This is a genomic window from Synechococcus sp. 60AY4M2 (genome assembly GCF_002760375.1).
Taxonomy (GTDB): Bacteria; Cyanobacteriota; Cyanobacteriia; order Thermostichales; family Thermostichaceae; genus Thermostichus.
The window spans coordinates 2,875,454-2,889,954 of sequence record NZ_AUMZ01000001.1 but is presented as its reverse complement, the minus strand read 5'-3'; the positions used below and the strand labels follow the sequence as shown (position 1 = coordinate 2,889,954).

9 protein-coding genes, 1 tRNA gene and 1 pseudogene are annotated in these 14,501 nt (G+C 59.3%); 5 read left to right on the top strand and 6 right to left on the bottom strand.

Going from position 1 to position 14,501, the window contains the following annotated elements; all coding sequences use genetic code 11:
* Window positions 1–174: 174 nt before the first annotated feature.
* The gene (locus SYN60AY4M2_RS12640) at window positions 175–912 is read left to right on the top strand and encodes a DevA family ABC transporter ATP-binding protein (RefSeq protein WP_011430702.1); all 738 of its coding nucleotides are present in this window, start codon (window positions 175–177) and stop codon (window positions 910–912) included.
* On the opposite strand, the gene SYN60AY4M2_RS12635 is transcribed toward SYN60AY4M2_RS12640, so the two are convergent.
* Together SYN60AY4M2_RS12635 and alaS are read right to left on the bottom strand one after the other, a co-directional pair.
* Window positions 909–1,877, bottom strand: coding sequence for a GDP-L-fucose synthase (locus SYN60AY4M2_RS12635; RefSeq protein ID WP_041438425.1), 969 nt, complete (start codon window positions 1,875–1,877; stop codon window positions 909–911). The genes SYN60AY4M2_RS12640 and SYN60AY4M2_RS12635 overlap by 4 nt on opposite strands.
* 50 nt (window positions 1,878–1,927) lie before the next feature.
* A complete protein-coding gene (alaS, locus tag SYN60AY4M2_RS12630; protein WP_099813066.1) occupies window positions 1,928–4,579 on the bottom strand; it encodes an alanine--tRNA ligase in 2,652 nt (883 codons plus the stop codon).
* 286 nt (window positions 4,580–4,865) lie between these two features.
* Between alaS and SYN60AY4M2_RS12625 the strand changes: the two genes are divergently transcribed.
* Window positions 4,866–6,539: a protein kinase gene (locus tag SYN60AY4M2_RS12625; RefSeq protein ID WP_011430705.1), complete on the top strand. Its 1,674-nt coding sequence runs from the start codon at window positions 4,866–4,868 to the stop codon at window positions 6,537–6,539.
* Between the two features lie 18 nt (window positions 6,540–6,557).
* On the opposite strand, the gene SYN60AY4M2_RS12620 is transcribed toward SYN60AY4M2_RS12625, so the two are convergent.
* Window positions 6,558–7,049, bottom strand: a complete 492-nt coding sequence (locus SYN60AY4M2_RS12620) for a hypothetical protein (RefSeq protein WP_011430706.1) — start codon at window positions 7,047–7,049, stop codon at window positions 6,558–6,560.
* Between the two features lie 49 nt (window positions 7,050–7,098).
* Here SYN60AY4M2_RS12620 and SYN60AY4M2_RS12615 point away from each other — a divergent pair.
* Window positions 7,099–7,172: transfer RNA gene (locus SYN60AY4M2_RS12615), tRNA-Asp, on the top strand.
* 83 nt (window positions 7,173–7,255) lie between these two features.
* Window positions 7,256–8,317 (top strand): histidinol-phosphate transaminase, encoded by a 1,062-nt coding sequence (locus SYN60AY4M2_RS12610; RefSeq protein WP_011430707.1) that lies wholly within the window; start codon window positions 7,256–7,258, stop codon window positions 8,315–8,317.
* A 23-nt stretch (window positions 8,318–8,340) separates the two neighbouring features.
* Here the strand turns inward: SYN60AY4M2_RS12610 and SYN60AY4M2_RS14560 are convergent, their stop codons facing one another.
* A complete protein-coding gene (locus tag SYN60AY4M2_RS14560) occupies window positions 8,341–10,419 on the bottom strand; it encodes a hypothetical protein (RefSeq protein WP_240527851.1) in 2,079 nt (692 codons plus the stop codon).
* Window positions 10,420–12,972: 2,553 nt separating this feature from the next.
* Here SYN60AY4M2_RS14560 and SYN60AY4M2_RS12600 point away from each other — a divergent pair.
* Window positions 12,973–13,446 carry an Hsp20/alpha crystallin family protein gene (locus tag SYN60AY4M2_RS12600; protein ID WP_011430710.1) on the top strand — a complete coding sequence of 158 codons (474 nt, stop codon included), beginning with the start codon at window positions 12,973–12,975 and terminating at the stop codon, window positions 13,444–13,446.
* Between the two features lie 46 nt (window positions 13,447–13,492).
* On the opposite strand, the gene SYN60AY4M2_RS12595 is transcribed toward SYN60AY4M2_RS12600, so the two are convergent.
* Window positions 13,493–14,275, bottom strand: a complete 783-nt coding sequence (locus SYN60AY4M2_RS12595; protein WP_099813065.1) for an SAM-dependent chlorinase/fluorinase — start codon at window positions 14,273–14,275, stop codon at window positions 13,493–13,495.
* 52 nt (window positions 14,276–14,327) lie between these two features.
* Window positions 14,328–14,501 (bottom strand): annotated as a pseudogene (locus tag SYN60AY4M2_RS14555) (RNA-guided endonuclease TnpB family protein); the annotation flags it as partial.

The window sequence follows — 14,501 nt, the reverse complement described above, 5'->3', positions numbered from 1 at the left end:
TGGCAAGAATGGAGGAGGCAGATGGATTGTTGAATAGCTTGATCAACTGCCCAAAGACTTCTGGGATCCCTTCAATAGGCTTCTGGATGGTTCAATCGCGGCGGTTCCGATGATGGCCCAAGCGGTTACTGAATTGAATTGTCAACCCAAGTTGTTTGAGATTTTGAGCTCCCTATGCTGCCTTCCCTTCTCGATCAAGCTGCCCTCGCTTCCACCCAACATGCCGTTGAGCCGGTGGTCAAAGCCGAAGGGGTGAACCACTACTTTGGCGAGGGATCCCTGCGCAAGCAAGTGCTTTTTGACATCAACTTCGTTTTGCAGCCGGGGGAGATCGTGTTGTTGACCGGCCCCTCTGGCTCCGGCAAGACCACGCTGCTCACGCTCCTGGGAGCTTTGCGCTCGGTGCAAGAGGGCAGCCTGCGGGTGTTGGGGCAGGAGCTGCGGGGCGCTAAGCCCAACACCCTCATCCAGATCCGCCGCCAGGTGGGGTACATCTTCCAGGCCCACAACCTGCTGCGCTCCCTGACGGCGGCCCAAAATGTGCGCATGGCCCTGGAGCTGCACAACGGCCTTTCTCCTCAACAGGTGCAGCAGCAGGCAGAAGCGATGCTGGCGGCGGTGGGTTTGGGGGATCGCGTCCACTACTACCCGGAGCAGCTTTCGGGAGGGCAGAAGCAGCGGGTAGCCATCGCGCGGGCCCTGGTCAGCCACCCCAAGTTGGTGCTGGCCGACGAGCCGACCGCAGCCCTGGACAGCAAGTCGGGCCGCGAGGTGGTGACCCTGATGGAGAAGTTGGCGCGAGAGCAGGGCTGCACCATCCTCATGGTGACCCACGACAACCGCATCCTCGACATTGCCGACCGGGTGTTGCACATGGAGGATGGCCGCCTGGAGAGCCAGGTTGTTGCCTAGTTTGCCGGGGCGTGGCGGCGGTACCACTCGATGGTGCGCTGCAGCCCCTCCCGCAGGCTCACCTTGGCCACAAAACCTATCCTCTCGCGGGCTTTGGAGACGTCCAAGCAGCGGCGCGGCTGGCCGTTGGGCCTGTCGGTTTGCCAGCGGATCTCGCCCCGAAACTCCATCAGCTCGCAGATGAGGGCGATGAGATCCCGAATGGAGATCTCCTCGCCGGTGCCCAAATTGAGTGGCTCAGGGCTGTTGTAGAGCTGGGTGGCCAGGAGAATTCCCCGAGCCGCATCTTCGGCGTAGAAAAACTCGCGGGTGGGGCTGCCATCTCCCCACACCTCGACGTAGTTCTGGCCCCGCTGCTGGGCTTCATGCACCTTGCGGATCAAGGCCGGGATCACGTGGGAGCTTTCCGGATCGAAGTTGTCCATGGGGCCGTAGAGGTTTACCGGCAGGAGGTAGATGCCGTTGAAGCCGTACTGCTGCCGGTAGGCCTGCAGTTGCACCAGCAGGGCTTTCTTGGCGATGCCGTAGGGGGCGTTGGTCTCCTCCGGGTAGCCGTTCCAGAGATCTTCTTCCTTGAAGGGGACGGGGGTGAACTTGGGATAGGCGCAGATGGTGCCCACGCAGACAAACTTCTCCACCCCCGCCAGGTAGGCGGCGTGGATGAGCTGGGATCCCATGATCAGGTTGTCGTAGAAGAGCTCCGCCGGCTTGGCCTGGTTGAGGCCGATGCCGCCCACATGGGCCGCCAAATGGATGACGACATCTTGTCCCTGCACCACCTCTTGGCAGACCTCCCAGCGGCGCAGGTCGTGGGTGCGGGAGCGTGGGATCCGCACCTGCTCCGGCTTGACCCCCAGGAGTTGCAACTGCTGCAGGACGTGTTTGCCCAAAAAGCCGCTCCCTCCGGTAAGCAAGATGCGCTTTTGGCTGAGATCGATGGCACTGGACAAGCTGTTGGGCGTCATGGCTGGCGCGGAAAATCCCCGGCTTTCATTATGGGGTAAGGCGGCAGCTCCTAACTGCCCAAGCCTGAAGACAGCTCTGCCTGTAGCCGCTCCTGGGCCACCTGCAGGGCTTGGGCCAGTTTCTCTGGCTGTTTGCCGCCGGCCTGGGCCAGGTTGGGCCGCCCACCGCCACCGCCGCCTGTCAGCTTGGCGATCTCGCCGATAAAGGAGCCCGCTTTGAGACCAAGTTTCTGCACCGCCGGGCTAAAAGCCGCAACCAGGCTGACCTTGCCAGCTTCCGGCACCGATCCCAGCACCACTGCCCCTTCTCCCAGTTTGTGGAGCAGATGTTCGGCAGCAGTTTTCAGCGCCTCGGGGGGAGTGGATCCCAGTTCCGCCGCCAAGATCTGCAGATTGCCAACAGCTACAGCCTGGGGCAGGAGCCGCTCTGCCTGCAGCAAGGCCAATTGGCTGCGCGCCTCCTCGAGCGCCCTCTGGGCGGCCTTCAGCTCCGCCTGCAAAGCCGCCACCCGCTCCGGGATCTCCTGGGGCTTGGCCTTGAATTGGGCGCTCAGCTCCCGCACGACGCTATCCCGCTCGTTTAGGTATTCCAGCACCGCCGGCCCAGCTACCGCCTCGATGCGGCGGATCCCGGCCGCTACGCCACTCTCGGAGATGATCTTGAACAGGCCGATCTCGGCAGTGTTGCTGACGTGGGTGCCGCCACAGAGCTCCATTGACACCCCCGGAAAGTCAACCACCCGTACCTCGGCGCCGTATTTTTCCCCGAACATGGCTATTGCCCCCCTGACCTTGGCCTCTGCCAGGGGCATGATGGAGACTTGCGCAGGATGGGCCTCGGCAATCCAGGTGTTGACCAGATCCTCAACCTGCTGCAGCTCTTCGGGGGTGAGGGGACGCGAGAGGGTAAAGTCGAAACGCAGCCGGTCAAAAGCCACTAGAGATCCCGCCTGGCTAATAGAGGGATCGACAACCTTTTTCAGGGCTGCCTGCAGCAGGTGGGTGGCTGTGTGGTGGGCCTGGGCGCGCCGCCGGCAGGCCAGGTCAATCTGGGCCTGCACCGGATCCCCCACCCGCAGGATCCCCCGTTCTACCCGGCCAAAGTGGACAAACAGATCCCCCCGCTTCTGCACATCCTCCACCCGCACCAACACTCCGTCGCCGGCCAGGTAGCCGCGATCCCCGATTTGGCCCCCGGACTCCGCATAAAAAGGCGTGCGATCCAAAACCACCTGCACCGACTGCCCGGCCTCTACCTGGGGCACCGACTTCCCTTCCACCAGCAGGGCCTCCACCACGCCGCGGGCAGAAGACTGGCTGTAGCCCAAAAACTCCGTCTCGATTAAAAACTCGGCCAGCTCGTCCAGGGATCCCTGGGCCGTGACGTCGAGGGTTTGGTGGGCGGCGCGGGCCCGCTGCCGCTGTTTTTCCATCTCTTGCTCGAAGCCCTGCACATCCACGCTAAAGCCGCGCTCCTGGGCAATTTCCTGGGTCAGCTCCAACGGGAAGCCGTAGGTGTCGAAGAGCTTGAAGGCGTCGGCACCCGAGATCTGCTTGGGCGCGCCACTGGCCGTGACGTTGGCAAACAGATCAAACAGCAGCCGTTCCCCCCGCTCCAGGGTCTTGAGAAACTGCTCCTCTTCCCGCTGCAGCTCGGCCTTGATCACCGCCTCCCGCTCCCGCACCTCCGGATAGGCGGCCTCCGCCAACTGGATGGCCGTCTCCACCACCGGCAGGGTAAAGGGCTCGCCGATCCCCAAGAGGCGCCCGTGGCGCACCATCCGCCGGATCAGCCGCCGCAGCACATAGCCCCGGTCCACGTTGGAGGGGATCACCCCATCGGCAATGAGATGCATCACCGCCCGCGCGTGATCCCCAATTACCTTGAGGGAGACTTTCTGCTCGGGGCTGGCCTGGAAGTAGTCCACCCGGGCAATCTCGGCCGCCTTCTGCACAATAGGGAAGATCAAATCGGTCTCATAGTTGTTGGGGACTCCCTGCAGCACCTGAGCCAGCCGCTCCAGTCCCAGGCCGGTGTCGATGTTTTGCCTGGCCAAGGGAGTGAGGCGGCCCTCGCTGTCCCGGTTCAGCTCCATGAACACCAGGTTGTAGATCTCCAAAAAGCGAGAGTCGTCCCCTAGGTCGATCTGCTCATCCCCCAGCTCCGGCTTGAAGTCGTAGTAGATCTCCGAGCAAGGGCCACAGGGGCCGGTGGGGCCGGCAGCCCAGAAGTTGTCCTCCTCCCCCATGCGCCGGATGCGGTGGGGTGGGATCCCGATCGCATCGCGCCAGAGGGCAAAGGCCTCCTCATCTTCTCGAAAGACGCTCACCACCAGGCGCTCCGGCGGCAGGCCAAACACCTCTGTCACCAGCTCCCAGGCCCAGGTGATGGCTTCTTTTTTGAAGTAGTCGCCAAAGCTGAAGTTGCCCAGCATCTCAAAAAACGTGTGGTGGCGGGCCGTCCGTCCCACGTTCTCGATGTCGTTGGTGCGCACGCATTTCTGGGCAGTCGTGACCCGTGGGTACTGTGGATCCTGATGGCCGAGGAAAATCGGCTTGAAGGGCAGCATGCCGGCGATGGTCAGCAGCACCGTCGGATCCTCCGGCACCAAGGAGGCGCTGGGCAATACCTGATGGCCCCGCTGGGCGTAGAAATCCAGAAAAGCCTGCCGGATGGCGGCACCGGAGAAGGATGGAGACATGGCCAAGGCAAAGGGTAACTGTATTGATCAATTCTAGGTTTTTTGGCTCTGGGGCAGTTGAACTCCCGCTCTCGGATGGGGCCAGTGTCGCTCCCCAAAGCGACACAATCTAAGCGATTTCTCTGATTGAGCCCAAGTGGGCAAACGCTAGGATCAGCCTGTTCGAGGCGGATGCGCAAGATTTTTCTCTCCTTGGTCTAGGCTAGATGTATCTCTGGCAACTTGCTTGCCCGCCCATCGGCCCCGTCTCGGTTACCTAGACGTCAGCCGGTAGCGCCTGAATGATATGCCCAACTGCTACTGCCTCAATCCGGACTGTCTGCGGCCGGAAAATCCCCCGGCTGCCTCCACCTGTGCCTTCTGCGGGCAGCCGCTGCTGCTGCGCAATCGCTATCGCGCCTTCAAGCGTCTGGGGCAGGGGGGATTTGGCGCCACCTTCTTGGCCCGCGATGAGGACATGCCCTCCAAGCCCTGGCGGGTGATCAAGCAGTTGCGCCCGGCTGAAAATTCGCCCCAACTGGCCAGGCTGGCGGAGGAACTGTTTAACCGCGAGGCCGAGGTGTTGGAGCGCCTGGGGGAGCACTCGCAAATCCCCAAGCTCTACGCCCACTTCCAAGAAGGCGGCAAATTCTACTTGGTGCAGGAGTTTATTGAGGGGATCACGCTTGCCCAGGAGATGCGGCGCAACGGGCCTTTTTCCGAAGAACAGGCTCGGCAGGTGATGCAGGAGGTGCTGCTCATCCTCAGCTATGTCCACAGCCACAACACCGTCCACCGCGACATCAAGCCGGCCAACCTGATTCGCCGCAAAGAAGATGGCCGCCTGGTGCTAATCGACTTTGGGGCGGTGAAGCAGCTTGGGCCAGGCCACACGTTGTCGGAGGAGGGAACGGCCATTCGCTCCCTGGGCTTTTCTCCGCCGGAGCAGATGGCCGGCCAGGCGGTAGGCCCCGCCAGCGATCTCTACGCGCTGGCCGCCACCTGCCTCAACTTGATGACCCTGGAGTCGCCGGCCAAGTTTTACGACCACAACACGGGCCAATGGGATTGGTCGGATCGCCTGCAGCTCAGCCCCGAGTTCGACGCCATTTTGCGCCGCATGCTGCACCCGGTTATCAGCCAGCGCTTTGCCACGGCTACCGAGGCGTTGCGGGCTCTGCAAGGGATCCCGGTGCAGGAGGGCCCGCCTTCCTCGCCGGTCATCTTGCCCCCTTCTCCCTTGACTGCCGGCTCCAGCCCGTTGCTGATCTCCGACCATTGGACCAGACGCCGTTCAACCTCTCCCCCCCCTGCCCGAACAGATGGGTTCTCGCCTACGCCGCTCCCTCGGCCCGGCGCGGGAGACATGCTGCCCCTGGGATCGGTTCCCACCGGCTGGGGGAGCACCACCGGTTTTACCCAACTGGGCCAAGCCAGCCGCATCACCGGCGGCGGGCAGATCAAGCCAGCCACCCCGCCGCGCATCCCGTCTTTGGCGGGGGCGGATCTGCGGGGCAAGTCTTTTGCCAACCAGAACTTAGCCGGTTACGACTTGCGCTGCGCCGACCTGCGGGGGGCCGATTTTTCGGGGGCCAACCTGCAGGGAGCCGATCTGCGCGGGATCCGCTTCAACACACCGCAACCCCGCTGGCTGCGCTTTTTGAGCCGGCTCCTCGGCTCGGCCAAAACCTTGGGCGAGATCCTAGCAGGCCTGGGAGGGCTCTTGGGAGCCGGGAGCCTGGCGTTTTTGCTCGTCCATCTCGCCACGCGCAATGTGGTTTATGCCTTGGGGGCGGCTGGGATGGCTTTGGTGGTAGCCGGGTCGGTGCTCTGGTCTGCAGGCGGCAGAACTTCCCTGCCACGCCAAGCCGAAGAAAAGGGCAAGCGCTTCACCAGCTTTTACAAAGCGGATCTGCGAGGGGCACAGATGGATAGGAAGCTGCGGGAGTTCGCCCGCCGCCAGGGTGCCATCTTGAGCTAGAGCAGATCCGTTCCCGCCTTAGGCTATGGGAGGAAGGCCTCTGCGGAGGGCCTGGCTCACCTGCTCCGCCAGAGGTCGGCAGGCCACGGCTTTCCCTTGCCGCCGATCCCCTGCCTGGTCGTAAAAGACGATGCCTTCGGCGCGGGAAAGGCCCAGGGCCAAAAACAGCAGCTCCAAAACCCCAAAGGAGGTGGCCTCTAAGTCCGGCGCTTGCTGCCGAAGTTCCGCCAGCGTGGCTTGGGCATCTTCCAGGTGGCCAAAGGCCGGGATCCACAGATGGCCGGGGGGCTCGGGTTCTGGGGGGGAGTCCGCCCCGGCGGAGCTTTCCACCACCCGCACCGTCAGCCAGCCACCATCGGGGTAGCGCAAGGTGGTGTACTGCAGGTGATCCAGGTGTTGGGCCACCTGGGTGAGCACCTCCGCCACCTGCTGCATCGCCGCTGTCGGGATCCCGTTCTGCGGGGCCTCCTCTACCAGCGTTGCTGCCTGGGCCGCCAGACTAGATACCATGATTGACAACCATCCTCATCTAAGTTCAGAATAGGTATTCGCAGCTCCTGGGGCTGTAGTTCAATTGGTTAGAGCACCGCCCTGTCACGGCGGAAGTTGCGGGTTCGAGCCCCGTCAGCCCCGTACCTGTTAGGAACACTGTAGCCTACATCGGCAAGCGGGTCAGCCCTGCTATTATAGGTACCTTGCTCCGTTAGGGTAGGGAGATGTGTGCCTTGCGGTATCTGCGCCCGGATTTGCTTCACCTCAAGCCCTATGATGCCGTGCCGCCCCAAGCTGCCGACAAGTTGGATGCAAACGAGTTTCCCTGGGATTGGCCGGTGGGCTTCAAGCAGAAACTCTCCCTCCTCTGGGAAAAAGGGATCCCGAGCAACCGCTACCCCGATGCTCATCACCAGGGCCTCAAGCAGGCCATCGCCGCCTATGCCGGGGCAGATCCGGCCCAGATTAGCCTGGGCAACGGTTCCGACGAGCTAATCCGCTCCCTGCTCATCGCCACCTGTGTGGGCGAGCGGGGCAGCGTTTTGGTTGCAGAGCCCACCTTTTCCATGTACGCCATCCTAGCCCAGAGCCTGGGGATCCCGGTGGTGCGGGTGCCCCGCCATCCCGAGACGTTTGCTCTGGATCTGGGGCGGTGTCAACAGGCCGTAGCGGAGCAGCGGGTGCGGGTGGTGTGCTTGGTAGATCCCAATTCGCCCACCGGCAATGGCCTGAGCACCGCTGAGTGGGAGTGGGTTGAAGGGTTGCCCGCCGAGATTTTGGTGATCCTCGATGAGGCCTATTTTGAGTTCAGCCAGCACACGGCCCTGCCCAAGCTGGCGGAGCACCCCAACTGGGTTATCTTGCGCACCTTCTCCAAAGCCTTTCGCCTGGCAGCTCACCGGGTGGGCTATGCCATCGGCCATCCGCAGCTTATCCAGGTGCTGGACTCCATCCGCCTGCCCTACAATCTCTCGGCCATCTCCCAGTGGGCCGTTCAGATCGCCCTGGAACATGCCGAGGAGTTTTTGGCCGACCTACCCCTCATCCGTCAGGAACGAGATGCCCTCTACCAAGCCCTGCAGGAACTGCCGGGGGTGCGGGTGTGGCCCAGCCAGGCCAATTTTCTCTACTTCCGGGTGGCAGGATGGGATCCCCAGGATCTGCAGCGGGCCTGGCAAGAGCTGGGAACTTGTGTGCGCTGTACCGGCGGCGGGCTGCGCCTAACGGTGGGCACCCCTGAAGAAAACCAACGCGCCCTGGAGCGGCTGCGGCAGATCTTGCGGTAGTTGGCTCTACTTCCAACTCCTTCTCAACCTGGGCCGAGCAATCGCTGAATCAGGCTATGAACTTGCTGGAGCTGCCTCTCGTTGAGCCGCTTCAGTTCCTCGCGGATTGCCACTTGCAGTCTCTGAGCTTCAGTTTGCTCCCGCTGCAGCAGCCAACTTTGAACAGGGCTGGGGTGCTCCACGAAGTCATGTGGCCAGGGATCCCATTCCTCCAGCTCGGGCTCTGCCTGGGGCAGTTGCTCACGCCAGCGCTCTTGAGCGCGGCTAAACTCCTCCGCCAAAAGATCGGTCGGTCGTCCCTCCGCCTGCAGAGAATCTCTGTACTTCTTGTGAACCAAAAGCCAGCGCTGCCGAATCTGAGAGCGTTGCCATCTTGGGATTCTACCGATTCTGTTTTCAGCAAAGCGCTCATAAAACCTGAGCGCATCTCGGTAGCAGCCCAGTCGCTCGTAGGCTAGGCCCACCTCCAGCGGCTGCAGCCACCAAGCGTGCTCCCCGCGCACACTGCTTACCACTTCCTGCAGAAAATCCCGCAGTCCAGGGAGCTTCCACCTCAGCTCATCCCAGTTGGTTTCCATGTCTCGAGCCATGCTGGCCACCAACTCGTAGTCATGTCCGCGCTGCCACGCCTGTGGGTGGGCCTGAACCACTTCCCAAAGCCTGCACCACTCGCGGCGCCGGATCAGGATTCGCAGCAGCAGCGGCCACTCTTTCAAGCGCTCCAGGCTGAGAATGACGTCGTTGATGTACTCCTCCCACTCGCCCGCGAGGGGACGTCCCGCCTCCTGCCATTTGCTCACCACTGCTGCGTCCTGCCGGTCTTTGGATAGCCACCTCACCTGGCCAGGCGGCTTCTCCAATTGGATCTTGGCTCGGTAGTAGCGGGAATGCTCCGTTTGGCCACCTTGATCCCAAATGGCAACTGCCTCCTCAAGTTTTTGTTGCTGGAAATAACAGATGCCGAGAATCTTGTGATATTGCCCTGCGAACGGCTGCCGCTGGCCAAGAAAGGCCAAACGCTCCCTCAAAGCCTCAAGAGTCTCTTGCCAAAAAAGTTCACGATCCTCCGGCTTAGGACAAAAAGTCCCTAGGTTATCGAAAACTTCCTCCAGCTCCGCCAAAAACTTCTCCACACAAACCTTCCAAGTCAGATCCGAATGCTTCGGGCTGACCTCAACGCTCAACCAATCTCGCACTCGAACTATCTGTCGAAAGCGCTCCATGGACTTGGCAGAGCTGCTTTGGGTTACCACCATCAAATCCACCAGAGGACCGTAGTTAGGGATCTCGGAGCACCTGGCAAAGTGAGTAGAACGATGCTGCTGCAACTCTGACCAAGCTTTTGCCTTCCAAAAGCACTCCCAGGCTTCTCGGATGAGATTTCTATTGGGTAGGGCGGATCTTTCCAAGCTTAAAAACTGACGGCCTGCAGAAACGTAATCCCTCTGCAGCTTGAGGATCCAAGCTTGGCATTCCTGTTCTAATTTCTGGTTGCCTGCCTGCCGAGCAAAGGCGCGCGCATCTTCCAAGAGCTCAGGATTTCCCTCCTCTACCCCTTGCCTAAGAAACCCAAGAGCCAAGTCCAGCACATCCTGTAAGTTTTTATCCGTCCAGTATTGGATGCCAGTGCCTTGAGCGAAGCGGGCCAGTACAGGCGGATGCGTTTGCCATTGGGATCGATCGGGCTGCAAATGAGAGTGATTGAGCCAAAAGTCAATCTCCAAGGCAGGATCCCAGAATTCCCGCCAGCCGGCTGCAGTATCCACAACAGCTAAGGCTTCGATGGGGCGGGTAATACCAACGTATAGCTGGTTGAGAAAATAATGTAGTTGCAGGGATACCTTCTCTGCAGCTTCTTGAGCGTAGTGGTTAAGCCTTCGGCTAAAGTTTTGTCGATAGCAGTCGCCAAACTTGTAGAGAATGATCTTTTTGAACTCCATGCCCTTGACAGCGGTAACAGTCTGCAGCAGCGCCGGCTTGAGATTTTGCTCCAGCTCTTCGGCAAAAACCCTCTGGAGGTCGGGATCTTGGCGCACGTAGTCCAGCTCCTCTCCTATAGAACAAGGCAGGATGCAAACTGTACCCGTGCTGTTCCTGAGCATACTCCTCAGCTCATGTTGAGTTAAGTTCTTGTCTTGGCCATCCAGTACAAACTTTTGAGCTGGCCTCCCCGGTTCCTGAAAACGCCAAGGCTGCTGTGGGCAAATCCCCCGATCATTGCTAAGAACTCGCCGCCACAAGTTGATAAGGTTGCTAAAACGAGTAATCTGAGGGCTACAGCGGTAATTATTTTTTAACTCCCGGGGACTTGGAATCTCGAGAGAATGGCCGGGCAACAAGTAAGCACGGATATGCTCGTAGAGATACCTCCTCAGGGCACCCCAACGAAATCCTGTAGGATTGATAGTTTGCAGAGGATCCCCAGCAAAAGCATAAGGTAAACGCTCGATAGCCCAATCCAACTTATATTTTCCCCAGGGGGACAAGCAGAAAAGAATATTCAGTTCAAGCTGGGTAAAGTCTTGAACCTCATCACAGAAAATGACTGGGTGAATTGATCTAAGAAAACCATTCTGTAACACATCCCTAGCCAAATCTTGATCGTCCCAGTAGCTTCCGTAGGTAGTTCGTTCTTGATAACCCGGCCAAACTTGCTCGTATATTCGATCAAAGACTTCTACATTTACAGTGCGGTCGGCTTGAGGCAATTCCCGATAGCAATCTGGATCCAAGTAGTCGCTTACTCCATATCCCTTGATCAGAGTACGAATCGTATGCCAAGCTAATTCTACATCACTGCGGCCGCGGTACCAGCTCCGGAATCGATAAAAATTGACATATCGCTCCGGTTGATAGCGTTCTTGTCTCTCTGGTGGAAGGCAGCTTAACAGGTAGTCCTGGAAGGTGCTAAAGAAAGCTTGACATCGCTCAATTTCCCCTTCTGAGAAGTCACTGCCTCTCTCTCGGTAACGATGGTTGACCCGCAAAATTGTACTTACCTTGCTGCGGGCTTGCTGTACTAGACTCGGGCTATAGGTTAAAAAGAGAGGACGGTACTGAAAGCTTCCTTTGCTTGAATCCTTCAGGTAATGGCTGCAGTAATCAGCAAAACGGTAATACAACATCAGAGATTTGCCGCTCCCAGCTCGCCCGTTGATTAGTAGAGGCATAGAGGTGCTTTGGAGAATTTCTTCTTCCTCCATCGACAAAGCTAAGTTCCCCTCTGTAGTCTCCTGGATTTCCAGCCAGACGTTTTCATCTGCAACCATGGAGTCGGGGTAGGCGCGGCGGGCATATCGCTTCCAAATCTCTAAAGATTGTGGGTGTTGGAGAATATCCGGCTGATCGGCCCCCATCCCAAATAGGCAAGTTCGGCGCCCCAGGTCAAACCGCTCTCTCTGCTCCGGAGCGTGGTCGTAAACTCCAATTAAAAATGGAGATAAGACTTTTTCCTGCTCACATACCTGCACCAGGCTGATAGCCAGATGTATCGAGCCTTCCCGCCAGCACCTAACCTCAGTTTCTGGATAAAACAGTGGTAGTTTCCAGTAGAGATTCCCTTTCTCATCGCCAATGATGAATTGCTCTACCGCCCGATACACTTGGCGCCGCTGTTCTAGAGAAAGGGCTTGCACTTGCCGAACCCATTCCCCGCTTTCCAACACAAGCCGCTCCTGGCGGTTGGGAGTATTTAAAAACTGTGTCCAATCGTACAGTTCGTTGGGCAGAGGGAGGAGCTGGTTTTGCCGCGCTTCTTCTTGTTCATTTTCCGCTTGCCTTTGTGCCAGCCATGCCTGTAGCTGATCGTCAGACACCCAGTTCCTCACCCGCTCTTGATAGCTGGGATCCTGCCGCCGCTCCAGGAACTCTCGGTACTCGTGGCTGCCTCTCCCCCAAAGGCCAAACAAGACCAAAACCGGCACCTCTCCCAGATAGCGCAGATCAGCCACCAAGCGAACGTTGCGCCGGAGGTTGCGTTTCCAGTAGGGGTAGCGAACGTCGAACAACCGGCTTAAAAGGGTGCGATCCCCCTGCTCCAGCCGTTCTATCAGCTCCTCAAGGTTGTATGGCGCTCCTGCCTCCAAAACTTCTTCTGGGCAATACACGTACATGGGATCCCACTGCTCAAGCTGTCCTGGTTTGAAGGCCATCTTAGAGGCGGCCTGCCTTGTCTGTCAGGTCTCTCTCAAAACTTGCTACCAAACTGAGAGACTAACCAAACAACTTCAATTGAAGCTAGAGTTAGACTTTTAAGCTTTGATAAACTGTGCTGAACTGTTAGAGAATCCAGGCTGTTACCGCGCGGCCCTAACGCCCATGCCTCTGTCAAGCTGTCTGGCGGCAGCATTCTCAGCAGAAGCCGATCGAACCGGCAGAGAAAAGGTTGCGACAGGGATCCCGCTGGCTCTAGATGAGGTTGTCCAAAGTGAACTTTGGAGAAAGGTGATGGGATCCTCCCCTAGCTGGATCGGTTTGCCCTCCCTGCTGGCAACAGCGGTCTTGGATCATTGAAGCAGAACGGGGTTTGGATCCCATCTCGTCTCAATACAGCTTTTTCCGACGTGGGGGGAGTTCTGTAGAACGGTGGGATCCGGTTGTTACCCCTGTTGACCCGTTTTTCAAGAATTGTCCACCCTACTACCCAAGGAGCGGCTATGCAATTGGTTTACTTCACCCCCATCCTCGATGTGCGCGTGCAGCAAAGCACCCTTGACTTCCCGAGGCAGCAGAGCTCTGGAGAGCACCCTCGCACTTTCTTCCCCACGCCATTACAGGTTTGGGAGAGCGGCGAAGCCTACATCGTCCAGTTGTGGGCGCCGGGGGCCAATCGGGAACGCTTCCACATCGAGGCCACAGCCCAGCAGCTCTCCATCAGCGGTGAGATCCAGCTTCAAGGCCCTGAAGGTGCTGAATTACGCTACCAAGAGGTGGAGCCTCAGCCTTTTCAACGCACCCTCAAGCTAGCCAAAAGCATTCAGCCGGAAAAAGTCTCGGCCATCTACCGGGATGGCATTCTCACCCTCACCCTGCCCAAGGCCGATGCCGTGCGGGCGGTCAAAGTTCAGATAGGAACCTCAACTTCCGCAGCTGAGCCGGAAACTTTAACGGTGGAAAGCCAGCCTGCCTAGTCTCCCTTCTCCCCAAGCGAGAGGGGGCAGGGGGGAGGGAGTTCGGCTAGCTATCCCACTGCACGCGCACCTCGTCCCCTACTTTGAAATCCAAGGTGCGGCTGGCGTTGCCCCGGTTTTGCGCGATCTCCACCCAGCCGGAGCTGCCCACCAGGGCAAGCAGCTCGCCCTCGCTTCCCTCGGCAAAGGTGGCGGCGGAGCGGATGGTGATCCCCTTGATCCAGGCCCTCCAGTTGCGGCCCTCTACCCAGTTGCCAGGGAGAGTGGTGATGCCGTTGCCGAAGCGGTCGATGGACTGGATCACGCCGCGGCCGCCGTCGGGTTCTGCCTGAGGTGGCGGCCAGTCCCAGCGAACCAGCTCGGCCACATCCAAGGGATCCCCCAACTCTGCCAAGGGGATCCCGTTGGCCAGGTGGGCGGCCACGGGGGCAAAAATATCCCGCCCGTGAAAGGTACGGCTGGGGGAGGGGGTGCGCCAATAGCGGGGTCGGTTGAGTTCCACAGCAGCTAGAGGTGGGGATTGCTCCAGAACGCCGCTGAAGAGGCCATTGTCAGGGCCGACCAAATAGCCTCCTTGGGTTTGGATGGCCACCGCCCTTCGGCTGCTCCCCACCCCTGGATCTACCACCGCTAGGTGAATGGTTTCAGAAGGTAAATGGGGATAGGCCGTCATCAAGGCAAAACGGGCCGCTGCCACGTCCTGAGGCGGGATTTCGTGGCTAAGGTCGATAAACTGAACCTGGGGCGCGATCCCCCAAATCACCCCCTTCAGAATGCCCACGTAGGGATCCTGAAGACCAAAATCAGTGACTAGGCTAATGACCTTCATTGGCGAGCTAAGCAGCGCTTGCCAGCCCTCTGGGAACTTTTAGCTGATACATTTACGCTGAACACTGCTGAGCATTACTGCTCAGCGGTGAAGCGATAGCATTCTGTCCGTTTCCGTTGTCACTACGCGACGCTGACGCGACCGCGCTACTCGGACGGAGTCCAAACAGAAAGGCGGTATCCCGCAAAGCCCTGAGCATAACACCCAGAGCGCCTTGCCAATCTCG